Genomic DNA, 26327 nt, shown 5'->3' on the forward strand with positions numbered 1-26327 from the left:
ATCATCATGACCACCAACCTTGGCACCAAGGAGATCTCCGGTGGTCCCGTGGGCTTCCAGCTCGAGGGCGATGCAGGCAATGACTACGACCGCATGCGCGGCAAGGTTAACGAAGAGCTCAAGAAGCACTTCAAGCCTGAATTCCTCAACCGTGTTGATGACATCATCGTGTTCCCTCAGCTGAGCAAGGAAGAGCTGGTCCAGATCGTGGACCTGTTCACCAAGCGTCTGAGCGACCGCATGCTGGATCGCGACATGACCATCGAGCTCACTCGTTCGGCCAAGGACCGTCTCATCGAGGTCGGCTTCGACCCATCGCTGGGTGCTCGTCCGTTGCGTCGTGCGATGCAGGCAGAGGTCGAAGACCGTCTCTCAGAGAAGATCTTGGAAGGACAGCTCGCAGCTGGAGACCACGTTCACGTGGATTTCGTCGGCGGCGAGTTCGTCTTCACCACCACTTCTCGTGAAGCTGTCGGAGTGACCGCTGCGTCTCAGGCCAACGGCATTGCTGTGACCCCTGAAATCGTCGCCGACGGCGAGTAATTCCTCTCCGCACTATTCTTGAGGAATGACCGAATCCACCATTAACGTTCGTCGTGCTCGCACGGCAGATGTTCCGTGGATTCTTGAGGTGACCAAGCCTCTGGTTCAATCGCGCGTTCTGCTCGGTAAAGATGCTGTGTCCATCTATGAAGCAGTGCAGGAATTCCGCATCGCTGAGGACGCCGACGGCAACCCCATTGGCTGCGGAGCTTTGCACGTCATGTGGGAAGACTTAGGTGAGATTCGTACCCTCGCTGTCGAAGAATCCTGGTTAGGCAAAGGTGTAGGCGCTGCGTTGATGCAACGTCTCGTCAATGACGCCACCGAGCTAGGTTTAGGCCGCCTGTTCTGCCTCACTTTTGAAGTGGACTTCTTCACTCGCCATGGTTTTGTCGAGGTTTCAGACGCCATCATTGACCCTGAGACATACTCTCAACTCGTACTTTCTCACGATGAGGGTGTTGCTGAATTCCTGGATCTTGCCCGTGTAAAGCCCAACACTCTGGGAAATACAAGGATGTTGCGCCAGCTCTAGGTAACTTAGGCACATGAGCACTCCCGCGCCTGGACAACCACGTCGAGTATCTCCTGCTGTTTATCGCCGTCGCAGACTCGTTGCGTTGCTGGCGTTGCTGGCAATTGTGACCGCGGTCGTGCTCATCATTGTGCGCCCAGGGCAGGCCACTCCTACTCCGACAGAGACTGCTGCTGCCGTCAAGCCAACCGTTGCACCCGTGGTTACGGAGTCAGCAACCCCCACCCCCACACCCACCGTGGATGTCTCTGACTACAAAGAATGTTCAACCAAGAACCTTGAAGTAATGCCCGTTCTTGACGCGGTTGACTACCAGGCCGGCGTTCTTCCCAACTTGTCACTGACAATTCAGAACACCGGCAAGACTGCATGTTTCTATAACGTGGGAACCGCAACACAAGAGCTCACCATTACTTCTGGAGCAGAGACCTACTGGGTCTCCACCGACTGCCAGAGCGAAAAGTCTGACACCGTGGCCATCTTGGAACCAGGTGTTGTCTACCCGTCGGCACCTATTGCATGGGAACGCCAGCGCAGTGCACCTGACACCTGTGGTGGTGACCGCGAAGTTGTACCTGCTGGTGGAGCTTCCTACTACCTCACCGCCAAGGTGGGTGGCGTGAGCTCAAAGAGCTCAGCCCAGTTCCTGCTCTACTAAAGATTCTGAAAGTTCACTTTTTGTGAACTCGGGCGTAGGCTCATTCTCGTGACAAGTCCTTGGCTTGCCGACCCCGATGTTGTGGTTCCCGGCACTGTACGCGCAGTCGTGCGTGACTCCTGGTCGCGCGCGGAACAAAGCCAACTTGATCCTGACCGGATGCTCTCCCCACTCTTGTTTGAGAGCTCGGAACTCAATGACTACCGCCAGGCTCACCCCTTGGCCCAGATGATGCCTGTCATTCGCAAGCTTCTTGTCCGTGATGCGGATAACGATTCCGGCATGCTTGTTGCTGTCGGCGACGCTATGGGCAGGTTGCTGTGGGTTGAGGGTGACCAAGGCCTCAAGTCCAGGGCAGAGTCCATGATGTTTGTCGAAGGTTCCGACTGGAGCGAATCGGTTGCAGGAACTTCTGCCCCAGGAACAGCACTCGCACTGGATCACGCCATCCAAATCCGCCGGGATGAACACTTCAATCGTCTTGTGCACGCATGGAGCTGCACGGCCGTCCCCGTTCACGACCCTGAGACCAAAGCAATCATTGGTGTCATCGACATCACCGGTGGTGAGCAAGCTGTTGATCGTCACACCATGCCACTGATGGAAGCCACGGCTCATGCCGTGGAGACCGAGTTGATGGTGAGCCGTCTGCGTAACCGTGATTCGTCTAAGAATGCACCGGCATCCAAGTTCGTGCTATTCAACAACCTGCCCTCTTCGCCCAAGAACAAAGCTGCTCGCGCCACGATGCACATCCTTGGCCGTGACACCGCCCTCGTCACCATCGAGGACCGCTCCATCGAACTCACCCAACGTCACGCTGAGATCATGACCCTGTTGGCCTGGAACCGGTCGGGACTCTCAGCTGAACGATTGTCAGAACTGCTCTGGGGAGACTCCTCGTTCACGTCACGTTTGCGTGCGGAAATGGTGCGCCTGCGCAAGTTGCTGGATAAGTTCCACCCAGGACTTGCTCCTGAATCCAAGCCCTACCGTCTGCCAGAGCAAGTAGAGATAGACGCCTTGCAGGTTGTGGCGCTGCTCGATCGTGGAGCACACCGTGCAGCGCTGTCCGCGTTCCGCGGGGCGCTGCTGCCAGACTCTGTTTCCCCGGGCATCGAAGACATCCGTGAAGAAGTCTGCTTGCACCTGCGGGAGTCACTTCTCAACGATGCTTCGGTCGAAGTTCTGATGGATTATGCCAACACGGATCAAGGCTTAGAAGACCTTGATGTGTGGCACCAAGTGCTCAAGATGCTGCCGGCGAAATCGCCCAAGCGTTCTCACGTGGTTGCCCACGTGGAGAACCTCGCTTTCGCCCAAGGCTTGTAAGCCTGCCTTCGCAACTTTTTGCAACCTTCTTCGCCGTATCGTGTGAACTGCCAAATTAGGCACTAACGACAAAGACGTCGAAAGGTAAAGAAATGACCGTCTATGCAAACCCCGGCACACCCGGTGCCGTTATGTCCTACAAGAGTAGGTACGACAACTACATCGGCGGCAAGTATGTCGCTCCCTCCTCTGGTGAGTACTTTGAGAACATCACTCCAGTAACCGGTCAGGTTTTCTGTGAAGTAGCTCGAGGAAACTCCAAAGATGTCGACATGGCTGTTGCAGCTGGTTGGAAGGCATTCGAGAGCTGGGGCAAGACCAGCGTCACCGAGCGCGCAATCATCCTGAACAAGATCGCTGACCGCATGGAAGCCAACCTTGAGCTTCTCGCTGTTGCCGAGACCTGGGACAACGGTAAGGCTGTTCGCGAGACCATGGCTGCGGACATCCCACTTGCCATTGACCACTTCCGCTACTTCGCAGGTGCTATTCGCGCACAAGAAGGTTCGATTGGTGAGCTCGACGAGAACACCGTCGCCTACCACTTCCACGAGCCTCTCGGTGTTGTTGGCCAGATCATCCCCTGGAACTTCCCCATCCTGATGGCTGTCTGGAAGCTCGCTCCCGCACTCGCTGCAGGTAACTGCATCGTGCTGAAGCCTGCTGAGCAGACTCCTGCTTCGATCCACGTTCTGATGGAGCTCATTGAAGACCTGATCCCTGCCGGTGTTCTCAACATCGTCAACGGTTTCGGTATTGAAGCTGGTGCACCTCTTGCTTCTCACAACAACATCCGCAAGATTGCGTTCACTGGTGAAACCACCACTGGTCGCCTCATCATGCAGTACGCAAGTGAGAACCTGATTCCTGTCACCCTGGAACTCGGTGGCAAGAGCCCCAACATCTTCTTCGAAGACGTTGCTTCCTCGAAGGACTCCTACTACGAGAAGGCTCAGGAAGGTTTCACCATGTTCGCCCTGAACCAGGGTGAAGTCTGCACCTGTCCTTCACGTGCACTGGTTGCGAAGCCCATCTTCGATGGCTTCATGTCTGACGGTATTGCTCGCGTGGGCAAGATCATCCAGGGCAACCCTCTCGACACCAACACCATGATGGGTGCTCAGGCTTCCAACGACCAGCTGGAGAAGATCCTCAGCTACATCGACATCGGAAAGCAAGAAGGCGCCAAGCTCCTCTGCGGTGGTGAGCGTGCTGACCTCGGTGGAGATCTCTCCGGTGGTTACTACGTCCAGCCAACCGTCTTCGAGGGCAAGAACTCGATGCGTATCTTCCAGGAAGAAATCTTCGGCCCAGTGCTGTCGGTTACCTCCTTCAAGGACTACGACGAGGCCATCTCGATCGCGAACGACACCCTCTACGGTCTCGGCGCAGGTGTGTGGAGCCGCAGCGGCGACACCGCATACCGTGCAGGTCGTGCCATCCAGGCCGGTCGCGTGTGGACCAACACCTACCACCAGTACCCCGCTCACGCCGCCTTCGGTGGTTACAAGCAGTCTGGTATCGGTCGCGAGAACCACAAGATGATGCTCGATCACTACCAGCAGACCAAGAACCTCCTGGTCTCCTACGCAGAAGGCCCCATGGGCTTCTTCTAAATCGGCACTATCTAAACGGATAAGTACACAGGAGAATCATTAGATGGACTACACCAGAGTTGAATGCACGCCTGAAGCTGAAGAGCTCATGCGCAAAATGACACTCAAGCACGGTCCACTTATGTTTCACCAGTCGGGGGGCTGCTGTGATGGCAGCTCCCCGATGTGTTACCCCGTCGGGATGTTCAAGATCGGCGGATCGGACATCTTGCTCGAAACACTTCACGTGGAGGGAATCCCCTCCATTGAGTTCTATATGTCCGCCTCACAGTACGAATACTGGAAGTTCACTCACCTCACCGTTGATGTGGTGAAGGGTCGAGGCAGCGGTTTCTCCGTTGAATCCCCTGAGGGTGTGCGCTTCATGATTCGCTCACGCATGCTCGACGATGCCGAGATTGAGCACTTTGGTTTGCTCAAGGCAGAGACTGTTTAGAACGCAGCGTCTATCTCGCGTTCACGCGCATCTTTGGCAGTGTCAAAGGCAGCCTTGAGTGCGGAACGCAATGTTCCCACCTTGTCGTCAATGCGGGTGGTGAAACCTAAACGCGTTGCTTCAGCATCACGCTGCTTGCCACCGTTCACGGGCCGGATCTCTCCAGCCAAGGAGATCTCACCGAAGGCAGCAACGGTGTGAGCAATGGGCTTGTCATGGAAAGCACTTGCCACCGCGATGGCAATACCTAAGTCAGCACCAGGTTCGTTAAGGCGGACTCCACCAACGGTGGAGACATAGACGTCCTTGTCACTGAGCTTGAGTCCAGCGCGGCGCTCGAGCACGGCAAGAAGCATCGCAACACGTGAGCTATCAACGCCGTTGGTTACGCGCCGGGGATTGGGTGCACTGGTGGGAACAACGAGGGCTTGAATCTCAACAGGAAGTGGACGGCGCCCCTCAAGGGCAACAGTTGCACAGGTGCCCGAGACAGCAACAGCAGAACGACTGAGGAACAAACCACTGGGATCGGGCACTTCTGCAATGCCGTCACCGGTCATTTCGAAGCAGCCCACTTCGTCGGTGGGGCCGAAGCGGTTCTTCAGTGCGCGGACAAACCGCAGGGCGGTTTGGCGGTCACCTTCGAACTGGCAGACAACATCGACCAGGTGCTCGAGCAGGCGAGGACCGGCAATGCTGCCGTCCTTGGTCACGTGACCAACAAGAAGAATCGGCAGGTTGCGTTCCTTAGCTACGCGAATGAGAACGCTGGCCACTTCGCGCACCTGGCTAGGCCCTCCAGCAAGTCCGTCCACTGCAGAGCTTGCGACAGTCTGAACGGAGTCAACAATGAGCAGTGCTGGTTGGACGGCATCAATCTGACCAATAATCGTGGAGAGATCAGTCTCAGCTGCGAGGTAAAGATTGTCAGTCAGTGCGCCCGTGCGAGACGCACGCAAGCGCACCTGGCTGACAGATTCTTCCGCGCTGACATAGAGAACTTTGGCGCCTGTCTTTGCAGCGCGGGAGGCAACCTCGAGAAGGAGCGTGGACTTTCCCACACCCGGTTCACCGGAGAGCAGGATAGCTGCACCGGGAACAATGCCACCACCGAGAACACGATCAAACTCGTTGATGCCACTAGCCCAGTGCTTGAGCTCACCATCAGCAGGGACTTCCGTGATGGGCCGGGCAGCATTCGCTTCGCTCACGATCACGGGCTTCATCTTGACCTGGATGCCCGTCTTGGTGGCTTCCTCGACGACGGTTCCCCAGGCTTGGCATTCACCACAACGCCCCACCCATTTGACGGTGTTCCAACCGCATTCGGTGCAGGTGTATCCAGGAGATGCTTTGGCCATGCGGACAGCCTAGCTTTCACCGCCGACAGTGGATTGGTGGCTGGCGCGAGCTGTGCGTAAACTCTTAGCTATTGGTTCCGTGTCCGAGCGGCCGAAGGTGCAACTCTCGAAAAGTTGTGTGCGTGAAAGCGCACCGTGGGTTCAAATCCCACCGGGACCGCCACGTGAATGACCTCCATATGGGGGTCATTCTGGGTTAAGCCCGAGGATTTTGTCCTGGTGATACCAAACCAGATTCATAGGCTTCGATGACGAGTTGTGATCGATCGTGAACTTCACACTTTGTCATCAAACGATTGATATGGGTTTTGACGGTCAGGGGTGAAATAAACAGCCGTTCAGCAATTGCATGGTTATTCAATCCAAGACCGACCAGGGTGAGAATTTCAGTTTCACGGTCGGTCAACACAGGGTGTCTCAACGAAAACTCTGCCGTAGATTTCTCGAAAGACTCCGCAGTCATGAAGCGCTCAATAATTTTCCTCGTGGCCAGGGGGGACAACAAAGAGTCGCCGGTGTGGACGGATCTAATCGATTGGGTGAGCTGACGGCCGTCCGTTCCTTTCCCTAAGAAGCCACTCGCCCCGGCTCTGAGTGCCTCAAAAATGTATTCTTCTTCCTCAAACGTGGTCAAAATGAGCACTTTGGTTGCGGCACATGTCTGGTCGTTGACTATTTCTCGCGTAGCCCAAATCCCGTCTCCATGAGGCATCCGGATGTCCATCAGGACGAGATCCGGATGATGCTGTTGACAAAGCGCAAGCGCTTCTTCGCCCGATGCCGCTTCGGCAATAACGTGCATATCCGCTTCCAAATCAATCAGCGCTTTCACAGCACTGCGAATGAGGGGCTGATCGTCAGCAATGAGAACGTTAATCACAGCTGTTGCTCTCGACTCAAAGGAATGTGGACCATAAGTTGAAAACCGGAGTTGTCATCAGTAGAAATCTCCATCGTTCCGCCCACAGCCGCCAGTCGTTCCCGCATTCCCATCAGACCAAAACCCTGCTTGTTTGTTGTGGGCTGAGCTGAATCTATTGGGTTAAGGATGGTGATGTGAATGGAATCCTCGCGGCGGGTAACGTCCACACGGGACGTCGCGTCTGCTGAGTATTTCGAGGCGTTGGTCAGACCTTCCTGAATGACTCGGTAGGCAACGGAATCACTAAAGGCCGGTAAATTTTCCAAATTTCCTTGCGCATTTACCGTGACACTGTGGCCACTCCGGCGAAAACGAGTTAGCAGGTCTGACATGTTCTTGAGGGAAGGACTCGGCGCCATCTCAGTATTTTCACGCAACACTTTCATCATGTCTGAAATCTCACTCAGGGCTTCGTGTGCAGAGGTTCGCACCACGTCCAGAGATTCCCGAGCTATTTCAGGGTGGTCGATCAGTGCTCTGTCTGCCAAATCTGCGTGTAAACCGATAGCGGCGATGTGGTGACCAACAACGTCATGAAGGTCGCGGGCGATACGGAGGCGTTCTTCAGCAACGCGTTGCCGTGCTTCGGCTTCTCTGTTTTCTTCAGCGGCCTGGGCACGTGCCTCAGTCGACTTCAGGAGCTCACGGCGTGAGCGAGAGTAGGAGCCAGCGGCAGTTGCAAAGGCAGGTATGGCAAGCAATGCAATCCAGGCGGGGTCAAAGAACTGGAAATCGGTGGCGAAAATAAAGGTTGCCATGAGGACCAGTGCAGAAAGGGCTGAGAGCAGCCAAGCCTGCCGGCGAGGGAGCCGAAGGGCGACAGAATAGACCGCAATGGCAAGTGGAAGTCCAATCACCGGACCGGATACTCCCAAGAACATGAGCACAAGCGTGAGCGTCACCGTCACGGCCAAGATCGTGACGGGGGCTTTTCTCCTCAAGAACAACGCCACCCCAATAACAAATGCCGTTACCACAACGGGAATACTGACGTCCCAGTCCCCTTTGCCTTGAAAAGGAGTCGTCACAGCCCCGGTGACGAAAAGCAGCGCGGCAAAATCCCCCAAGATATGCCAACTAAAGCGGGGAGTGCGTGTGCTCATAGCCACAGTCTTGCGTAGGTGGCTGAGTGATTCATCCACCCAGGGATGTATCTGAACAATACTCCGAGAGGTGTACACAGGTTCATCCCTGGGGTTGATGTCAGCAATGTGATGAGGGTGCAGGCTGTGGTTACGTCATCAATATTTCAATGATTGGGAGCCCAAGGTTATGTCAAATCCGCTATTTTCCGTGCGAAATCTGCACAAAAGCTACGGAACGGGAGAAACCCGATTCGATGCGTTGAAGGGGGTGGATCTCGATATTTACGAAGGTGACTCTCTCGCTATCGTCGGAAAGAGCGGTTCAGGGAAATCAACTTTGATGCATCTTCTCGCCTTGTTGGACCGGCCGTCTGAGGGTGAAATCCAACTGCAAGGAAAAGAGACTTCTACGTTGAAGGGCCGTCAACTCAACGCCATTCGAAACAGCACTTTCGGTTTTGTGTTTCAACAGTTTTTTCTTTCCCCCCGAGAATCTGTGCTGGAAAATGTTGTGTTGCCATTGAAAATTGCTGGAGTTTCATCCCGCGAACAAAAAGTTCGAGGGATGAACGTCCTGGAGCAACTGGAGCTTGCAGATAAAGCAAAAAATAAGGCCACTAATCTTTCGGGTGGTCAAAAGCAGCGCAGCGTCATCGCACGTGCACTTATTAATAACCCGAGCGTCATTTTCGCGGATGAGCCAACAGGCAACTTGGACTCTGCTACCGGAGCTAAGGTCGAGGACATCCTTTTCGATTTGAACAAGAGACAGGGGATCACTCTCGTCGTTGTTACCCATGATGAGGAGCTAGCTGCCCGGTGTAGTCGGCGAATTTATATTTCCGATGGGGAAATAGTTCGTACTGAGGAGGTTGCAGCATGAGATTCTCCAGTATCGCCGGACAAAGTGCCAAGAACGCCTTCCGCAGTAAGTCGAGAACTACGCTCACGGTTATCGCAATATTCATTGGCGCCTTCACGCTGACCATCACCAGTGGTATTGGGACAGGCATTAACCGCTACATCGACAGCACCATCGCCTCGATCGGGGCGGAAGATGTCTTAACCGTGACAAAGATTTCCACAACGGATGTTGAGGTTGCTGACGGCCCGCAAGAATACAGCCCGGATCAACTGCAGGCTGAGACGATGAGGCCTGGTCCTGGCCAAGGCTCCGTGACGGTTGAATCTATGACGCAGGCAGATTTTGACATCTTGCAATCCCTCGATCACGTGCTGATGGTTGAGCCTGTCAAGGCTGTGACAGTGAACTTTATCGAGGGACCCTCTGAGGTTCCTTACATTGTTCAGCTGGGCGCCTTCGTGGAGGGTATGCAGTTGACGCTAGCCGAAGGCGAGCAGCTCAACGATGCTTCGTCCACCTACGAGGTCGCTATAGCTGAGTCCTACCTTGATGCTTTGGGGTTCTCCAGTGCCGCAGAAGCGATTGGAAAATCGGTTGATTTTGGATTTGATGATGCTGAAGGAAATGCGCAGATCGTCAGTGCACAAGTTGTCGCGGTCACTCAGCCAGGTTTTGGCCCCGGAGCGGATAATGCTGTTCCGAACGCAGCTCTGAAAGATGCCTTGTTCGCTGCAGAATCTCCGTCGACGTTGTCTCCTGGTGAGCAAGAATTCTCGACTGCGACCCTGTGGTTCGATGTCGAGAATATGACTACTGAACAAATTGATGAACTCCAAGCTGAGATTGAAGCTGCAGGATACAACTCCACGTCAACAGCGGATCAGCTGGGCACGTTTACGGCTGTTATTGACGCCATCATCATGGTTCTCAATGCTTTTGCCATCATCGCGTTGATTGCGGCGGGCTTTGGAATCGTCAACACACTCTTCATGTCTGTGCAGGAACGAACTCGCGAGATTGGCTTGATGAAAGCTATGGGCTTAGCCAGCGGTAGGGTCTTTTTGCTCTTCAGCATGGAAGCCGTAGTGATTGGTTTGCTCGGCAGCCTCATTGGCGTCGGTGTCGGAATGGGGATTGGTTCAGTGGTGAGCAATGTGCTCAGTCGCACTGTTTTCAGTGATCTTGCCGGTCTCCAGCTCGTGGCCTTCGATCTCACATCAGTTCTCACTGTCATCGTCATCGTGGTTTCTATCGCCTTTGTGGCGGGAGCATTCCCTGCCATCAAAGCTGCGAGGAAAGATCCCATCGAGTCGTTGAGATACGAATAACGAATCAAACGGGTAAATCACTAGAAGATTCCCTTTGCGCCACGTGAAAATATGCGCGGCGCAGAGGGGATCTTTTTAGACTATGAGGACGTATTGATGCGAAAAGCCTGGGGAAGACGTGTTCCAAATTGGAATTACTAACCAGAGCACTTTAAGGGCCGTGGACACAACGTGGACACAATCCAACGTCGTCTCTCATTAATCAGAATCTTCTAAGCGCAACAAAAGCATTTGGCATAAAGCGAATTTCTCATACTTCCCCAACAGTGGTTTGGGGTATGAAGAGAATTCAAATCCCACCGGGACCGCCATGTAATCCCCCTCCCAGTGAGGGGGATTCTTTGTGAAACGGGTTCAAAACTCTTTCAGGCGGGGAAGGATTTCTTCCACCACGTTGATGATGTTCTGAACGTGTGGGACATAAGAGAGGACTTCCTCAGCAGAAAGTTCAACAGGTGGACCTGAGGGGTATTCGGCATTGTTGCGAAGTCGCCTCATGAGGTCAAACTTTTTGAGTACGTCTCCATGGGGAGGGGCGAATTGAGCCAGCAATACTTCACCCAACACTGCATGGGAACCTTCTCCCTTTGGTCGAAGACCTTGCGCAAGTAGGGGAGCAGTCATTGTTTTCCGCGCGCTGTCATAGAGAAGCTGGAATGCCCCAGTGCCGTCTTGTGATGCGAGGGTAGATGCAGAAACGAGATGCTTACGTGCTTGTGTGACGAGTTCCTGGGCGCGTTCTGGCTGGGCATCAACCAGTTGGAGTCGTCCTTCACGAAGAAGTTTCTCAACGAGAGTTCTCCCTTTTTCCGGGGACTTCTGAACCATCGCGATCTCCTATACGAGTGGAATTTCTACAAGAGGTTGTGACTTTACTGTGTTGATAAAGGGGTCCTGTGATGTTTTCCACATCTCAGAGGTGCACCGCTGAACATTGACGTCCATGTGGAGTTCGGCTGAGGCTTGTTCTGCAAGAGAGTCCGCTGTTTCAAAATCTAATGACCCAATGAGTATCACATCGATATCTTGAGGGAGAGCACCAGGGATTCCTGATCTCCGGGCAGCCCAGGAGCCAAAGATGTATGCGCTTTCTACTCCTGGCATTTCTCGAACCAGTTCCGTTAATGTGATGAGCGGACCATAGGAATGCTCAACCAGTGCCAGCAGCGGTAAGTAAAGAGAGTGTGCGACGGTGGCATGAACAAGTCGGGACTTCCCCACGCGGCGCTCGGTAATGATTCCAAAATGTCCCAGACGTTCTATCTCTTTATGCACTGTGGCCAGATTGACCCCTGTCAGGTTGGATATATCGGTCAGGCTGTATTCGGTGTCCGGGTGGAGCAGAATCAGGGCGAGAATTTCAGCTTGCGAGTCTGACCGGAAAAGCGGAGATAGTGCAGGAACTTTTGCTTTCATAAAAACTAAATATATCTTTATTTTATCTAAATTATAAATACCCACCAGCAAATATCTACAAAAGCGTGCTAAGGAACACCGTGGGCACCTAAGTCAGCCCGACGCACTAGCGTTGAAGTATGACGTCACCTGAAACATCCGAAACAACCGAGGCAGAAACTGCTCCCGAAACCCTCAAGTTCTCAGAACTGGGGTTGTCCGACGCAGTCCTCAAGTCTCTGAAGGATGTCGGTTACGAAATTCCTTCTGCTATCCAGGCCGCCACTATCCCTATCCTCCTTGAGGGTAAAGATGTCGTAGGTCTTGCTCAGACCGGAACCGGAAAGACCGCCGCTTTTGCGCTGCCCATTCTTTCTCGCTTGGACCTTTCCCAGAAGAGCCCACAGGCTCTTGTGCTTGCTCCCACACGCGAACTCGCACTCCAAGTCTGCGAAGCATTCGAGAAGTATGCCTCTCACATGAAGGGCGTTCACGTTCTTCCTGTCTATGGTGGTCAGGGTTACGGCACCCAGCTTTCTGCACTGCGCCGCGGTGTCCACATCGTGGTGGGAACTCCCGGTCGCATCATGGACCACCTGCAAAAGGGGACTCTTGATCTCACGGAGCTCAAGTACCTAGTCCTCGATGAGGCAGACGAAATGCTCAAGATGGGCTTCGCCGAGGACGTCGAGACGATCCTTGCTGACACTCCTTCGGACAAGCAGGTCGCACTGTTCTCAGCAACCATGCCTGCCCAGATTCGCCGCATCTCGAAGCAGTATCTCAACGATCCCGAAGAGATCACGATCAAGAACAAGACCACAACCTCTTCGACGATTACGCAGCGTTACCTCATGGTCTCCTACCCCCAGAAGGTGGATGCGCTCACCCGCATCCTCGAAGTTGAAAACTTCGAAGGAATGATTGTTTTCACTCGTACAAAGAATGAAACTGAGACCCTTGCCGAGAAGCTCCGCGCTCGCGGATACTCTGCGATGGCCATTAACGGTGACGTTCCACAGGCCACCCGTGAGCGCACCGTGGAGCAGCTCAAGTCCGGCAAGCTCGACATCTTGGTTGCCACAGATGTTGCTGCCCGTGGTCTCGACGTGGAGCGCATTAGCCACGTAGTGAACTTCGATATCCCCATCGACACTGAGTCGTATGTTCACCGCATTGGTCGCACGGGGCGTGCTGGCCGCAGCGGTGCTGCCATCAGCTTTGTCACTCCTCGCGAGAGCCGTCTACTCAATGCCATTGAGCGTGCAACCCGTCAGCCATTGACGCAGATGCAGCTTCCTAGCGTGGAAGACGTGAACGTCACACGTCTGGCTCGCTTTGATGACGCCATCACCGAAGCTCTTGCTCAGCCAGACCTTATTCTCCAGTTCCGCGAGATTGTTGGCCACTACATCGAACATCACGATGTTCCAGAAGCTGACGTTGCTGCAGCGCTCGCTGTTGTGGCTCAGGGCGATACTCCTCTTTTGCTCTCAGCAGAGGACGAGCGCGCTCAGCGTTACGCTCGTGAAGAGCAGACACGCAAGGATCGTGCCGACCGAGGTGATCGCGGTGGACGTAATGACCGCAACAGTCGCGGTGATCGCGGCGATAGAGGTGAGCGTGGAGATCGTGGTGGACGCCTCTGTCGAGACGATCGCCCAGCCCGTGAGCGTTTCAACCGTGAAGATCGACCCGAGCGTCGCCCCCGTGAGAGTAACCAGCCGATGGGCACCTACCGCATCGAAGTGGGCAAGCGTCACAAGGTGGAGCCTCGTCAGATCGTGGGCGCCCTAGCCAACGAGGGTGGTCTGAGCCGCGACGACTTTGGTGCCATCAAGATTCTTCCCGATCACTCAATCGTGGAACTTCCCGCGAACCTGGGTAGTGATGTTTTCGGAAGACTCGAAGGAACTCGCATCAGTGGGAAGCTCATTGAGCTTCGTGCAGATAGCGCTGGTTCAGCACGCCGTGAAGATCGCGGAGAACGACCTCCACGAAAACCACGTCACTAACTGGGGCTTCCGGATCAAGACGCTAAGGGTTTTTGTAAATAGCGTGAAGTCCTACTCGCCGCCACACGACAACTCGTTCGTCATGATTCGATTCGAAGTGGAATGTGGCGCGGCCGTCAGGGCCTGAAAAGGACCACGTAATTGCACAGACCCCCTGTGCACCCTTTAATTTTTCAAACCTTAGTGAGCTAGGCCACGAATGTGAGGCTGAATCGTATTCCAATGCTTTGCACGATTGAATGAAGACTTTGAGTGCCTCGTGGAACGTCGCCTTCTCAGTTTTGCTGAGCTTGTTGTAATCGCGCTCAAACTGGGGCGTTGTCCGGTACTTCACAACTGGTCACTTGAGGGAGTCGAGAAATTCCTCGCCGGAGTTATACACAGTTCCCAGGCCTGCGACTGCTTCTACGTCTGCAGTTTGTTCACCCTCTTGCCATTCCTTTGTCCAGAACCATGCCTGGTCTGCAGGAATGGGCAGCATGGGTCGAAGGACAATCTCACCTTCGCGTTCAATAATCTCTACTTGTGCACCAGGTTCGTCGAGATGAAATCGCTTACGAGTGGAAGCAGGAAGAGAAATCTGGCCTCGGTCTCTCACGTTTACGTAGATGCTCATAAACACATTGTGACAGATTTTCTGAAATTCTGAAATACTGATTCGTTCCTGTGTGCATAACATCAGGTGATGTCCCCCATCAGAACAATTTCTACAAGAGGTTGAGGCTTTAACGGCGTGTGCCGAGTCCATACATGAGTGACCCTCGAAGCTCCCTGCTGGAAGTGTGAAATTCCACTCAGGATGTGCGCGGGAACACAAGCCAGGCAAAAGTCGTTGCCAATAAACTCATCCCATATTGGCCCGTAATTGACAACAGATGGGCCACAGCACAGTCTCACAGTCGAGCTGTGCCTAAGGAGAAATTGATGTCGGACAATATTCCGTGGCTCCCCGCTACTGAGCTTGCTGGGCTAATCCAGCGCCGTGAAATCTCTGCCAGTGAAATCGCAGAGGCCTTGATTGACCAGGTTGAGCGCGTAAATCCAGCTATCAATGCCCTGGTCTATTGGAACCCGGAACAGGTTCTTGCAGATGCACATGATCTTGATGAACACCAGGCGAAGGTGGGCATATCGGGGCCGCTCCATGGGATTCCCTACACAATTAAGGACCTCACCGCAGTTCGGGGAGTTCCTCTCACCCTGGGCTTGAAAGCCCTGCGCGAAAATATTCCGGAATCTGATGCCCCGGTAGTTGAACGTATGCGTGCCGGCGGCGGACTCTTCCTGGGGAAGACCAATACGCCGGAAGTGGGATATTGCGGGAAAACAGATAATCACCTGTTTGGCGTGACGCGAAACCCCTGGAATCTCGAGATGTCCTCTGGTGGTTCCAGCGGGGGAGCAGGCGCTGCTGTCGCCGCCGGCCTTGGCCCTCTTGCAGAGGGCAGTGACGGCGGAGGCTCAATTCGAGTACCCGCAGCCTTCAATGGTGTCGTTGGGCTCAAGCCTTCTCTTGGTCGAATCCCCAGCACAATGCTTTCTCAACGGTTTCTCACCAATCTCTTCCACGGTCCGCTGACCCGCACCGTGGCTGATGCAGCGTTGATGCTTGACGTGACAAGTGGTGAAGACGCACGAGATCCGCTGTCCTTGCCTAATCCACCACACTCATATCTAGAAAATCTCACAGGTGATATCACGGGTTGGCGTATTGCCTACTCGCCTGATCTTGGCTTTGGCGATGTTGATCCTGAAGTTGCGGCCATTGTCGAAAAGGCCATGCAGGCCTTCACGGAGGCTGGAGCAATCGTCGAGATGGCGACACCTTCGTGGCCAAACCCGAACGACGCCATGTGGAAGGGCGTCTGGGTTCCGGGGTTGGCCGGATTCGGAGTGAATTTTGATGTTGACTCTATGAGCGATGAGCTCGATGACGAACTCATCGAACTGGTCAAGGAAGGGCATCACGTTACTGCGTCAGATGTAGCAGAAGCTGAAATCACTCGAGGGCATATTTATGACGCCCTGACAGAATTCCTGGGAACTCATCGAATCCTTGCTTCGCCCACAACCATGATTGCGACCTATCCTCACGCTCGATTCAACCCAGAGCGTCTCGACGGTTTTCCTCTGAGGGATCGACTGTTGAATTGGTCGATGACGCATGTGTACAACATGACGACCAACCCCTCGATTTCTATTCCTTGCGGTTTCACTTCAGATGGACGTCCGGTAGGGCTCATGCTTGCTGCGCGACTTCACGCGGACGACGATGTGCTGAATGCGGCTGCAGCCTTTGAGCGCGCGAGGCCGTGGGCTCAGCTGCGCCCCGTGTGAGTTTCTCTTCTCAAGGAACTCTGTTGATTGCCAAGTATCAAGCTTGATCGCAGCTGCTTGACTCAGTTTTGTCAAGCAATCATTTTTTCGAAGCGAAGACAACATTGGTTGGAAAAGGCTTTGCCTTCGGGCTCAATATGCTTTCTTTGTGATCCGGGTTCATCCAAGCGAAATCATTACCCGAGGGTTCGCCCCAGTCGGGTTAACGAAGTGAGCACTCTAAACTTCGTGTATGGCGAAGAAAGTACACCCCACAGCAACCAAGCTGATGGATACTGTCTCGACAAAGCTGGATAGCAGTCATCCACACGACATTATTGTCGACGACGTACTCAAGCACTCTGGGGTATCCCGGAGCTCTCTGTACCACCATTTCGGTGACTTTTCTGGCCTAATCCAGGCAACTTTGTTACGACGCTTTTCTGCAAACGTTGCGGCCGACGGTCAGGCCATGATGGCTGTTGCCGTGTCCGCTACTTCGAAAGAGGACTACTGGAAAAGTATTCGCGAGTTGAGCGCCTACACGCAACTACCCAGTCGCGCTCCTGTTCGAGCGGAACGTGCACGCATGATCAGTATGGCTTCGTCAGATCCTGATTTTCAGAAAGAACTGTCGAAAGAGCAGGATCGAGTAACTCAGGTAATGGCAGAAGCGATTTCTGTGGCCCAAGAAAAAGGCTGGGTTAATCGTGCACTCTCGGCCCAAGCTATCTCTGTGTTCTTGCAGGCCTATTCCTTGGGGAGAGCGGTAGACGATATTTCGGGAGAAAAAATCCCTAACGAGGACTGGATTTTTCTTGTGGAGAAAGTACTCGGCTCTTTCGAGGCGTAGCTGAGTTCTGAAGTGAAGAACTCTGGCGGGCAAAGGATAAATAAAGGGACACTCATCTGGCCATGGGTGGATATTGTACTTTTTATCCAATAGCCTGAGACTATGAAATCACGTTATTTTATCCAAGCGCTTGTTGCAGTTCTTTCGGTTATTGCTCTGTTGGGGTTTCCCGTTAACGCTCAGGCTGCTACTTTGAGCAACCCCACAGCTACTTCAACTGCTTCAATTGGAACTACTGGGACAAACTCAGCTGCCATTGTTGTAAGTGCAACGCTTGCAACTGTCGGTAATGCAGAAACAATGTTTGTTTATCTTCCTGCGGGCTGGTCCTTTGCAAGTGGAGCAGATGGATCCTGCTCCAGCAGAGCGACAAATGACCTTTCTGGTTCAATGTGTCAAGCATTCAACTGGTCCCCCAAAAGCACAGTCATCGTGGCGAGCCCTTCAGGAAATTTCTCCTCTGCACTGACAATCTCAGTGACTTTTCCAGCGAACTCTCTGAATGTTGCGCCGGCCAGAGATTTTTTCGTAAAGTTCCGTGATGACAGCACCTCCACAGATATTGATACGGGAACCGCGGTCCTTGCTGGTGGAGTATCAAACCAAACAGTGACCTTCTCAGCAAACGGGGGAACAGGAGCGATGGCAGACCAATTGGGCTCCTCTGCTTCAGCACTGAGCACTAACTCCTTCACCCGGAGCGGATACGTTTTCTCTGGTTGGTCAACGAGTGCAACCGGTTCTGTCGAATATGCCGACGCAGCAAGTTTTTCCTTCTCATCCTCAACCACTCTTTATGCTTTGTGGACACCAACGTTGGCAAACACCGGCACTGAATTGACTGATTCACTAATTTGGGGAATCGGCTTGACACTGTTTGGAGCATTAGTGCTCCTCAGCTCTCGTCGACGCCTACTTCGCTAGTCGGGTGGGCAAGTGGCCCCCTTATTTTTCATAAGGGGGCCACTTTTTCGTTTATTGAGGACGCGAAATTAGCTCATTCAAAAAACAAGCCCGATACATTGAGCGCATGGAAAAACACCCTGCTCGCAGCCATCGAACACTGGCCTGGATCTACATTTCCCTCTCCTTTATCGGCCTTGCCACCGCCTGGATCTTCAACGGCGTTGCCGTGATGAATAACCAGGACTACATGACTGCATGGTTTGGCACTGCTGTGGACTGGGTGCTCTCGGGAGATTTCACTATCGTGGCGATTGCTGTGGTGGTGTTCATGATCAGTGAAGCTCGCCGTCTCAAGATGAAGCGTGTCTGGCTCTACATCCTGCTTTCTGGAGTGACGGCATTGGCGTTTACCTTCCCTTTATTCATGGCCATGCGTGAACGCCGGTTGGGAAATATTTCTTCCCAAGAGATTGCTGTCTAGGCTGAAGTCATGGAGAACGAAAACTCAATCAAAAGCATTGGTTCCAAGAACTCTGTCTTGAGTTTGTGGTCAACCAACTCGTTTATGTCGATTGGCTCACGAGGATCTGCGTTCTCGATTGGTTCAATTGGGTCCTTCGGCAGCATCTTGTCGGTGGGCTCATTCCTCAGTGTCTTGAGCATTATGTCGAGCATCGCTTTCCTCGGGTTGATGGCTTCCAAGAAGCGTCGGAAGTAACAACTACCTAAAGTTTTTCTGCCCATATGGGGGAATCTCCCCTGTCTGTGTGCCTGTTCCGGTAGAAATAGGTCATGAGCGTGCGAACTCCTGATCCCAATGGCGGCTGGCTAAGTGATGACGAACTCTCCTCCATCCGCCGCCGCTTGCCTCTTCTGTATGTAGAGGCTGTGCCTGTCCGGGTTGATGGTCTCGGTGTTGTCACCGAGGTTGGCCTGTTGCTGCGCGCTAACTCAACCGGTGAAATGACCCGCACAATTGTCTCTGGACGAGTGATGTATGGCGAGACGCTGCGCGAAGCCCTGTTCCGTCACCTTGAGAAAGACCTAGGCCCGATGGCCTTCCCGCTGTTGCCTGCGAATCCTAATCCTTTCCATGTTGCTGAGTATTTCCCCCTGCCTGGCATCTCGGCCTTCACGGACGAGCGCCAGCACGCAGTGTCATTGGCTTACGTGGTTCCCGTCACGGGAACCTGCGATCCTCGCCAAGATGCGCTTGAAATTACCTGGCTTACCCCTCGCGAAGCAGCGAGTGAAGCAGTCACGGCAGAGATGGAAGGTGGTCGCGGAGTGCTTCTTCGTGCAGCTCTTGCTTCTGTCGGTGCCCTGAATTAGAGCGCGTTGTGAAGAGGGGAATTAACCCCCTGTTTGAACTACTGCCCTAAATTTTCGCGAAAAACAGCCCGTATACTTATCGAGACTGTTTATTCTGGCTTGTTTGGCGAAAGGACACCGTGGATAACGATCTTCCCGTTGTGCTTGCCAAGAAGGGTCTGGACCCCGCGCAGGTAGATATCGCGTTGGGTGACGTCCAGGCAGAAGCCGCTCGTCTTGAGTCAGAACGCGCAGTTATCGATAAGAAAATCGACAAGCTGACCCGCGAAATTGCTGAAGTTCGCAGTGCGCTCAAGCGCGCCAGTGCAAAGCCTTCCTTCTCTGACCTGGGTGCTGCATTTGAGCAGACGCTGCGCGTTGCTGAAGAGCAAGCAGGAAAGCTCATCTCAGACGCACAGATTTCCAGCAGCGAAACTCGTCGTGGTGCTGAAGCAGAAGCATCAGCCATCACCGAGGCTGCTGAAAAGCAAGCTGCTGCTGTTGTCAAGGACGCTGAAGAGCGCGTTGCTCGACTGTTGGCAGAGTCAGAGAAGAAACTTGCTGACACGTTGAAGGCTGCCCAGACAGCTCTTGCCCAGGCTGAGCCCCAGTTCGTCGAGGCAGAGAAGATCGCGGCATCCATTTCTCACGAAGGGGAGCAGCGTCGTCTCGCTCTCGAAAGTGAACTTGCTCAAGAAGTTGAACAGTCCCGTGCCGAGATTGCGACACTGCGCCAACTCCACGAACGTGACCACCGTCGCATTGGCGATGAAGTGGATGCTGTTCGCGCCAAGGCTGAGCGTGAAAGCTCACGTCTGGCTGCGGAGAACGAAGTGTATGTTCGTCAGCTCCTGGAAAGCTCACAGGTCCAGTTTGATGAAGCAAGTGCTCGTGCTCGCGACATGATCGTGGAAGCGCAGACCAACTTCGGTATCACTCGCCAGGAAGCAATTGCTGTCCTGCGCGAAGCTCGAGAAACCGCAGCTCGCATCGTGCGCCGCGCACGTGTTCGCGCGGAGACCCTGACGCAGCGCCTCGAAGAGCGCAACGCAATTTTGTTGGCCAACGGTGAACAACTCGTTGATGACCTTTCTGCAGAGACCGAAGCAGTTGAAGCTTTCAACTCTGAACTGCGCGTCATCTCCATGAGTGAGCCCAGCGAAAGTCCTGACGATTCATTCGACTTTGATTCACTCGTGGACGAAGACTTTGTTGAGGAAATCACTCCTGAGTCTTTGAACATGAATGACGATTCCGTATCCTCCGAGAAGTCTGGAAGCTAGGGCTAAGGGATGGATATCACACGTAACTTCCGCACTGTTCGCAAGAACGGCTATGACCCCAATGAGGTTAAGCGCGTTTTCCGCGATGCTGAGTCGCGCCTCGAAGAGCTCATGCAGACCACCCGTTCGGGTCTGGCAACAGTCGACAAGCTCGAGCGTGAACTCGCGGACATGCGTGACGCATTGCGTCGCTCCAACGCCAAGCCCACCTTCGCTGACCTCGGTGCTGCTTTTGAACAGACCCTTCGTGTTGCTGAAGAGCAGGCCGACAAGCTCGTAGGGGATGCTGAAGCAGATGCCAAAGTCGTTCGCGACTCTGCGCGTGCAACCGCTGAGGGTGTCACCCGTCAGGCTCGCACCGAAGCTGCAGCGCTGCTGGTTGAGGCGGAATCCAAGATTGAAGACAAGCGCCTCGAGGTTGAACGTCAGGTAGCTGAGCTCACTCTTCGTGCTGAGTCACTTGTCCTGCAGGGCCAGACCCTCAAGGAAACTGCTCAGCGTCGTGAAGCTGCACTCGTGGCTGAGGCAGAGCGTGATGCTGCCGAGGTTCGTTCTCGCCTCCACCAGGAAATCGAAGACGTCAAGACGGAACTCGAAACTCTGCGTCAGATCGCAGAACGTGAACAGCTTCGTATTGAGCGAGAGATCAAGCTTGCTTTGGAAGAAGCAGAGCGTGAACGCCTCACTCGTCACGAAGAAGCAGTTGCCTTCGTCCAGTCTCAAACAGATGAAGCATCTGCTTTGCGTCAGTCTGCTGCTGATGAAGCAGACAGCTTGAGCGACCAGGCTGAAGAGTTCATGAACAAGACTCGTCAGGACGCCGAGGCACTTCTCGATGCAGCACGTGAGTCCGCAACGAACTTGATTAGTCGCGCACGTTCACGTGCTGAGACGCTTGCACTTCTCTTTGATGAGCACGCCGCAGAAATGATGGAGAAGGCCGAGCGTCGTCGCGATGGTCTTGAACGTCAGCGTGAAGCGATGCGCGAATTCTCTCTTGAGCTCAAGGCTCTTGCTTCAGCAGACGCGATGGTGTCCATCGACGAAGCTGAGTCACCACTCGACTAAGCAGTTATTCCCACGTGGGTGCAAGCTTCTTCAGCTTGGCGCCACGGATCTGCCAGAACGTCCACATCCCGATAAAGATGAATGGTGTGAGCAGTCCTGCTTTGATCACCAAGCGGTCGCGATACAGCGTCTGCTTGTTTCCGGTTTCTGACACCGCCATGCGGTGGTCCCAGGACTTCACGACAGTTAACGGTCCAGACAAGGGCTTGCCCGAGTCCACCATCATGCGCACGCCGCCAGGGCGTTGAGTAAATGAGATGTCGATGGTCTGTCGTCCCATGGGGATGAAGCCGAGTAGTCGCATTGACACTTCGTGGGGACCGTCACCGGTCCATGCCACAGGGAAGCCACCCTGTTCTTTGCTCGTGATCTTCATCAGGGGAGAAGACACTGCTCTGAAGACAGCAGGGTTTGCAATCGCACGCCAGGCAGCGTCAGGCTCGCAGTTGAGCGTGAGGCGAAGAAAGACGTTCACGAGAATCCCTTGGGGTGAGCAGGGAGAAATCCCCCTGCTCACACGCTAGCCGATTTCTCGCTTTTCCCACGTGATTAAATTCGCCCTATTGAAACCGCGACCGCATTCCCCGCAGCTCAGCGCTTTCCTGGGCTGGCGGAAGCGGTAGTGCTCATGGCCGCCGGGGCAGATGCCCAACCAGGGAGCAAGCTCATTCGCGGCACTTCCATCATGGGTGCGCTTTCCGTCATAGCCGAGGTCGTAGGCAATCTTCTTCCACGTGGGGCCGTGTCCTGCCCGGGGCCCGGCAATGGCATGAGCCACTTCGTGCAACAAGATTTGGTGGACCTCGTCGTCTTCATACTTCGCTGCCAAATGCTTGGAAACAGAGATGCGCTTGTCTGTGAAATTACATAGTCCGGCCCGCGTGCGGGCATGGTCAAAGCCAAAGCTCCAGACGGTCGGATCTAAGTGCAAGCGGATGAGGGCATCCGCCCACTTAGTCACACGGTCGAGATCTGCCACGACTACTTCTTAGAAATCTGGAAGAGCGTCTTATTGGGGGTGGGGCTGGGGATGGCGGTGGAGTCCAGAACGATTGGTGCGTTAGCAATGAACTGCTTCATCTCTGCACCTTCCACCGCCTTGGCAGGGTGAGGTCCACCGGCAAGAAGCCGGGGCAACCAGTGCCCAATGGACTCATCGCCACTGCCGACCAGAACTACGTTGCCAAAGCGGCGCCCTTTGAGCACTTGGGTCTCAGCCAGTGCGATGACATTGGGAAGTACGGCCTGCAACGTGGCGGCTTGGCCACGGGCAAAAGCGAGCCCTGGCCCATCTGCCACATTCACAATGAGAACCCCGCTGGGGGAGAGCAGCTTCGCTGCTTCTCTATAGAACTCGACCGAGGTCACATGGGCGGGAGTGCGCGCACCACTAAACACATCCACGATCACCACGTCGACATTGCCGTGAAGTCCGGTGGGCAGTTTGCCCATGACTTCACGGGCGTCGCCGTAACGAATACGGATATTGGCATTGCGCTGGAGAGGAAGGTGCTCACGGACAAAGTCGATGAGATCTTGCTCGAGTTCCACGACTTGTTGGCGGGAACCAGGACGCGTTGCCTCGATATAGCGGGGGAGCGTCAGAGCGCCGCCGCCTAAGTGAACGGCAGTAATGGGCTGGCCAGGTTCAGCAACCTGGTCCAGCACATGGCCAATGCGGCGGATGTATTCGAAGAACAGCTCACCGGGATCATCAATAAAGACGTGAGATTGGGGTGTTCCATCGACTTCGAGAATAAATGCCCCATCTTGATAGGGATCTGGCTCGATCGTGGCACGCAGTCCAGAAGATTTGAGCGTGATGGCTGGTTTTTCTGCCATAGCCTCACACCACCTACAAATCTCAACTAGACACAGACCCGCAAGCCGTTATAGAGTTGTTATTTGCGCTCGAAGTTTTGTCATGCCCTCATATTGCGGTCGGGGTGACAGTTTCTAAATTCGCAGATAACTCTGCGGGTTGCCCCACTTTAGCGGGATTTTCGAGTTCGCAAAACATCCCACACCAACCGAAACCATGATGGTCCGACGGGACCCACGGAGGTTATTTCCTTGGCTGCTGCGCGCAACGCAAAAGACACCAAGTCCATTAAGAACGGCCGTACCGCATCGCGCCTGTCGTTCGCGAAGATCACAGACACGCTGACTGTCCCCGATCTGCTGGCACTTCAAACCGAGAGCTTTGACTGGCTCGTCGGTAACGAGCACTGGCAGAAGCGTTTGGCAGAGGCGAAGAAGGAAGGCCGTCAGGACCTCCCTTCGCGTACTGGTCTAGAAGAGATCTTTGAAGAGATCTCTCCCATCGAGAACCTCGATGAGACCATGCAGCTGTCCTTCACTAACCCTTACCTCGAGCCTGAGAAGTACTCGATCTTCGAGTGCAAGGAGCGTGGCAAGACTTACGCTGCTCCTCTCTACGTCGAGGCAGAGTTCATGAACCACGTCACGGGTGAAATCAAGACCCAGACCGTGTTCATGGGTGACTTCCCCCTGATGACCCCCAAGGGAACCTTCATCATCAACGGCACCGAGCGTGTTGTTGTGTCTCAGCTGGTTCGTTCACCTGGTGTGTACTTCGACCGCGAGCAGGAAAAGACCTCTGACAAGGACGTCTACTCCGCACGCATCATCCCAAGCCGTGGTGCATGGCTCGAATTCGAAATCGACAAGCGTGACGCTGTTGGTGTTCGTATCGACCGTAAGCGCAAGCAGTCCGTCACCATCTTCCTCAAGGCGCTGGGTATGACCAGCGAAGAGATCGCAACCGAGTTCGCTGGTTACGACTCCATCCTGCAGACCTTGGAAAAGGACACCATCCTCACCAAGGAAGATGCGCTGCGCGACATCTACCGCAAGCTCCGTCCAGGAGAGCAGGTTGCTGCTGAGGCTGCACGTGCACTTCTCGACAACTTCTTCTTCAGCCACAAGCGTTACGACCTGGCAAAGGTTGGTCGTTACAAGATCAACCGCAAGCTCGGTCTTGAGGCTCCGCTGACTGACTCCGTACTTTCTGTTGCAGACATCATCGCAACCATCAAGTACTTGGTCGCACTGCACAACGACGAGAAGACCTTCACCGGTCTCCGCGACGGCAAGAAGGCAGAGATTCGTCTCGACGTAGACGACATCGACCACTTCGGTAACCGTCGTATCCGCGCCGTTGGTGAGCTCATCCAGAACCAGGTTCGTACCGGTCTGTCCCGTATGGAGCGCGTCGTTCGCGAGCGTATGACCACTCAGGACATTGAGGCAATTACCCCTCAGACCCTGATCAACGTGCGTCCCGTTGTTGCAGCAATCAAGGAGTTCTTCGGTACTTCTCAGCTGTCACAGTTCATGGACCAGAACAACCCTCTCGCCGGTCTGACCCACAAGCGTCGTCTTTCTGCGCTGGGCCCCGGTGGTCTGTCGCGTGAGCGTGCAGGTGTTGAGGTTCGTGACGTTCACTCGTCCCACTACGGACGTATGTGCCCCATTGAAACTCCTGAAGGTCCCAACATTGGTCTGATTGGTTCGCTCGCATCGTTCGCGCGTATCAACGCCTTTGGTTTCATTGAGACCCCTTACCGCCGCGTCGTCAAGGGCAAGGTAACCGAGAACATCGATTACCTCACCGCTTCGGAAGAAGATGACTTCGTTGTTGCACAGGCCAACGCACCTCTTACCAAGGACAGCCACTTCGCTGAAGAGCGCGTGCTCGTCCGTCGTAAGGGTGGAGAGGTTGAACTCGTTCCTGCCGCTGAGGTGGACTACATGGACGTTTCTCCTCGCCAGATGGTTTCTGTCGGTACTTCGCTGATTCCATTCCTCGAGCACGACGATGCTAACCGCGCACTCATGGGTGCCAACATGCAGCGTCAGGCTGTGCCACTGCTGCGCAGCGAAAGCCCACTGGTTGGTACCGGTATGGAAAACTTCGCCGCTATCGATGCTGGTGACGTAATCCTCACCAACAAGGCCGGTGTCGTTTCTGAGGTTTCGGCTGATGTCGTTACCGTTCAGCTCGACGAAGGTGGAACCGAGGATTACTTCCTCCGTAAGTTCGACCGTTCGAACCAGGGCACCAGCTACAACCACCGTGTCATCGTGACCGCTGGTGAGCGTGTTGAGGTTGGCCAGGTCATCGCAGATGGTCCTGCCACCGAGAACGGTGAACTGGCTCTGGGTAAGAACCTCCTCGTGGCATTCATGCCTTGGGAAGGTCACAACTTCGAGGACGCGATCATCCTGTCGCAGCGTCTCGTGCAGGACGACGTCCTTTCTTCGATTCACATCGAGGAATATGACGTTGATGCACGTGACACCAAGCTGGGTAAGGAAGAGATCACTCGCGACCTCCCCAACGTGTCCCCTGAACTCATCGCTAACCTCGATGAGCGCGGCATCATTCGCATCGGTGCAGAGGTTCGCCCCGGCGACATCCTCGTCGGTAAGGTCACTCCTAAGGGTGAGACCGAGCTTTCTGCCGAAGAGCGTCT

General features: G+C 54.3%; 27 protein-coding genes and 1 tRNA gene. 19 read left to right on the forward strand and 9 right to left on the reverse strand.

Annotated elements, in window-relative coordinates; all coding sequences use genetic code 11:
• The 6 genes from Q0362_RS06710 to Q0362_RS06735 all read left to right on the forward strand — a co-directional run.
• On the forward strand, positions 1–543 hold a 543-nt coding region (locus tag Q0362_RS06710), incomplete at its 5' end, for an AAA family ATPase (RefSeq protein WP_298121616.1).
• A gap of 25 nt (positions 544–568) precedes the next feature.
• Positions 569–1078, forward strand: a complete 510-nt coding sequence (locus tag Q0362_RS06715) for an amino-acid N-acetyltransferase (RefSeq protein ID WP_298121619.1) — start codon at positions 569–571, stop codon at positions 1076–1078.
• 13 nt (positions 1079–1091) lie between these two features.
• Complete coding sequence (locus tag Q0362_RS06720) at positions 1092–1736, forward strand: hypothetical protein (protein WP_298121622.1); 645 nt, start codon at positions 1092–1094, stop codon at positions 1734–1736.
• A gap of 48 nt (positions 1737–1784) precedes the next feature.
• On the forward strand, positions 1785–3068 hold the full coding sequence (locus Q0362_RS06725) for a helix-turn-helix domain-containing protein (RefSeq protein ID WP_298121625.1): 1284 nt from the start codon (positions 1785–1787) through the stop codon (positions 3066–3068).
• A gap of 92 nt (positions 3069–3160) precedes the next feature.
• Positions 3161–4684 (forward strand): aldehyde dehydrogenase family protein, encoded by a 1524-nt coding sequence (locus tag Q0362_RS06730; RefSeq protein WP_298121628.1) that lies wholly within the window; start codon positions 3161–3163, stop codon positions 4682–4684.
• Positions 4685–4727: 43 nt separating this feature from the next.
• Entirely contained in the window at positions 4728–5120 is a 393-nt protein-coding gene (locus Q0362_RS06735) for a DUF779 domain-containing protein (RefSeq protein ID WP_298121631.1), read from the forward strand.
• On the opposite strand, the gene radA is transcribed toward Q0362_RS06735, so the two are convergent.
• Positions 5117–6481, reverse strand: a complete 1365-nt coding sequence (gene radA, locus Q0362_RS06740; RefSeq protein WP_298121632.1) for a DNA repair protein RadA — start codon at positions 6479–6481, stop codon at positions 5117–5119. The genes Q0362_RS06735 and radA overlap by 4 nt on opposite strands.
• A 73-nt stretch (positions 6482–6554) precedes the next feature.
• Here radA and Q0362_RS06745 point away from each other — a divergent pair.
• Positions 6555–6644: transfer RNA gene (locus Q0362_RS06745), tRNA-Ser, on the forward strand.
• Positions 6645–6677: 33 nt separating this feature from the next.
• Here the strand turns inward: Q0362_RS06745 and Q0362_RS06750 are convergent.
• Both Q0362_RS06750 and Q0362_RS06755 read right to left on the reverse strand, forming a co-directional pair.
• Positions 6678–7361 carry a response regulator transcription factor gene (locus tag Q0362_RS06750; RefSeq protein WP_110232692.1) on the reverse strand — a complete coding sequence of 228 codons (684 nt, stop codon included), beginning with the start codon at positions 7359–7361 and terminating at the stop codon, positions 6678–6680.
• Positions 7358–8506, reverse strand: a complete 1149-nt coding sequence (locus Q0362_RS06755; RefSeq protein WP_298121634.1) for a sensor histidine kinase — start codon at positions 8504–8506, stop codon at positions 7358–7360. The genes Q0362_RS06750 and Q0362_RS06755 overlap by 4 nt, the downstream gene beginning before the upstream one ends.
• A gap of 169 nt (positions 8507–8675) precedes the next feature.
• On the opposite strand from Q0362_RS06755, the gene Q0362_RS06760 reads away from it, so the two are divergent.
• Positions 8676–9371 (forward strand): ABC transporter ATP-binding protein, encoded by a 696-nt coding sequence (locus Q0362_RS06760; RefSeq protein WP_298121637.1) that lies wholly within the window; start codon positions 8676–8678, stop codon positions 9369–9371.
• Positions 9368–10681 carry an ABC transporter permease gene (locus Q0362_RS06765; RefSeq protein ID WP_280801170.1) on the forward strand — a complete coding sequence of 438 codons (1314 nt, stop codon included), beginning with the start codon at positions 9368–9370 and terminating at the stop codon, positions 10679–10681. The genes Q0362_RS06760 and Q0362_RS06765 overlap by 4 nt, the downstream gene beginning before the upstream one ends.
• Positions 10682–11035: 354 nt before the next feature.
• Here Q0362_RS06765 and Q0362_RS06770 read toward each other — a convergent pair whose 3' ends face one another.
• Together Q0362_RS06770 and Q0362_RS06775 are read right to left on the reverse strand one after the other, a co-directional pair.
• On the reverse strand, positions 11036–11509 hold the full coding sequence (locus Q0362_RS06770) for a HEPN domain-containing protein (RefSeq protein ID WP_298121645.1): 474 nt from the start codon (positions 11507–11509) through the stop codon (positions 11036–11038).
• A gap of 9 nt (positions 11510–11518) precedes the next feature.
• Positions 11519–12142 (reverse strand): winged helix-turn-helix domain-containing protein, encoded by a 624-nt coding sequence (locus Q0362_RS06775; RefSeq protein ID WP_298121648.1) that lies wholly within the window; start codon positions 12140–12142, stop codon positions 11519–11521.
• Positions 12143–12216: 74 nt separating this feature from the next.
• Between Q0362_RS06775 and Q0362_RS06780 the strand changes: the two genes are divergently transcribed.
• Complete coding sequence (locus Q0362_RS06780; RefSeq protein ID WP_298121651.1) at positions 12217–14091, forward strand: DEAD/DEAH box helicase; 1875 nt, start codon at positions 12217–12219, stop codon at positions 14089–14091.
• A gap of 340 nt (positions 14092–14431) precedes the next feature.
• Here Q0362_RS06780 and Q0362_RS06785 read toward each other — a convergent pair whose 3' ends face one another.
• Positions 14432–14707, reverse strand: a complete 276-nt coding sequence (locus Q0362_RS06785) for an AbrB/MazE/SpoVT family DNA-binding domain-containing protein (RefSeq protein ID WP_298121654.1) — start codon at positions 14705–14707, stop codon at positions 14432–14434.
• Between the two features lie 308 nt (positions 14708–15015).
• On the opposite strand from Q0362_RS06785, the gene Q0362_RS06790 reads away from it, so the two are divergent.
• The 8 genes from Q0362_RS06790 to Q0362_RS06825 all read left to right on the forward strand — a co-directional run bounded on the left by Q0362_RS06790 (position 15016) and on the right by Q0362_RS06825 (position 21828).
• Positions 15016–16428 (forward strand): amidase, encoded by a 1413-nt coding sequence (locus Q0362_RS06790; RefSeq protein WP_298121657.1) that lies wholly within the window; start codon positions 15016–15018, stop codon positions 16426–16428.
• 232 nt (positions 16429–16660) lie between these two features.
• On the forward strand, positions 16661–17260 hold the full coding sequence (locus Q0362_RS06795; protein ID WP_298121660.1) for a TetR/AcrR family transcriptional regulator: 600 nt from the start codon (positions 16661–16663) through the stop codon (positions 17258–17260).
• 102 nt (positions 17261–17362) lie between these two features.
• On the forward strand, positions 17363–18184 hold the full coding sequence (locus Q0362_RS06800) for an InlB B-repeat-containing protein (RefSeq protein ID WP_298121663.1): 822 nt from the start codon (positions 17363–17365) through the stop codon (positions 18182–18184).
• A gap of 106 nt (positions 18185–18290) precedes the next feature.
• Positions 18291–18647 (forward strand): DUF2834 domain-containing protein, encoded by a 357-nt coding sequence (locus Q0362_RS06805; RefSeq protein WP_298121666.1) that lies wholly within the window; start codon positions 18291–18293, stop codon positions 18645–18647.
• A gap of 9 nt (positions 18648–18656) precedes the next feature.
• Complete coding sequence (locus tag Q0362_RS06810; RefSeq protein ID WP_298121669.1) at positions 18657–18884, forward strand: hypothetical protein; 228 nt, start codon at positions 18657–18659, stop codon at positions 18882–18884.
• A 74-nt stretch (positions 18885–18958) separates the two neighbouring features.
• On the forward strand, positions 18959–19498 hold the full coding sequence (locus Q0362_RS06815; RefSeq protein WP_298121672.1) for an NUDIX hydrolase family protein: 540 nt from the start codon (positions 18959–18961) through the stop codon (positions 19496–19498).
• 119 nt (positions 19499–19617) lie between these two features.
• The gene (locus tag Q0362_RS06820; RefSeq protein ID WP_298121675.1) at positions 19618–20760 is read left to right on the forward strand and encodes a hypothetical protein; all 1143 of its coding nucleotides are present in this window, start codon (positions 19618–19620) and stop codon (positions 20758–20760) included.
• Between the two features lie 9 nt (positions 20761–20769).
• Complete coding sequence (locus Q0362_RS06825) at positions 20770–21828, forward strand: hypothetical protein (protein WP_298121677.1); 1059 nt, start codon at positions 20770–20772, stop codon at positions 21826–21828.
• Positions 21829–21832: 4 nt separating this feature from the next.
• Here Q0362_RS06825 and Q0362_RS06830 read toward each other — a convergent pair whose 3' ends face one another.
• From Q0362_RS06830 to Q0362_RS06840, 3 genes are read right to left on the reverse strand one after another with little or no spacing between them, the layout of a single operon-like run.
• The gene (locus Q0362_RS06830; protein WP_298121680.1) at positions 21833–22303 is read right to left on the reverse strand and encodes a hypothetical protein; all 471 of its coding nucleotides are present in this window, start codon (positions 22301–22303) and stop codon (positions 21833–21835) included.
• A gap of 45 nt (positions 22304–22348) precedes the next feature.
• Positions 22349–22807, reverse strand: a complete 459-nt coding sequence (locus tag Q0362_RS06835; protein ID WP_298121684.1) for a SprT-like domain-containing protein — start codon at positions 22805–22807, stop codon at positions 22349–22351.
• Positions 22808–22809: 2 nt separating this feature from the next.
• A complete protein-coding gene (locus Q0362_RS06840) occupies positions 22810–23670 on the reverse strand; it encodes a spermidine synthase (protein ID WP_298121686.1) in 861 nt (286 codons plus the stop codon).
• 231 nt (positions 23671–23901) lie between these two features.
• On the opposite strand from Q0362_RS06840, the gene rpoB reads away from it, so the two are divergent.
• Positions 23902–26327: DNA-directed RNA polymerase subunit beta (rpoB, locus tag Q0362_RS06845; RefSeq protein ID WP_298121689.1), on the forward strand; the 2426-nt coding region annotated here is incomplete at its 3' end.

Source organism: uncultured Aurantimicrobium sp. (assembly GCF_936931525.1).
GTDB lineage: Bacteria > Actinomycetota > Actinomycetes > Actinomycetales > Microbacteriaceae > Aurantimicrobium.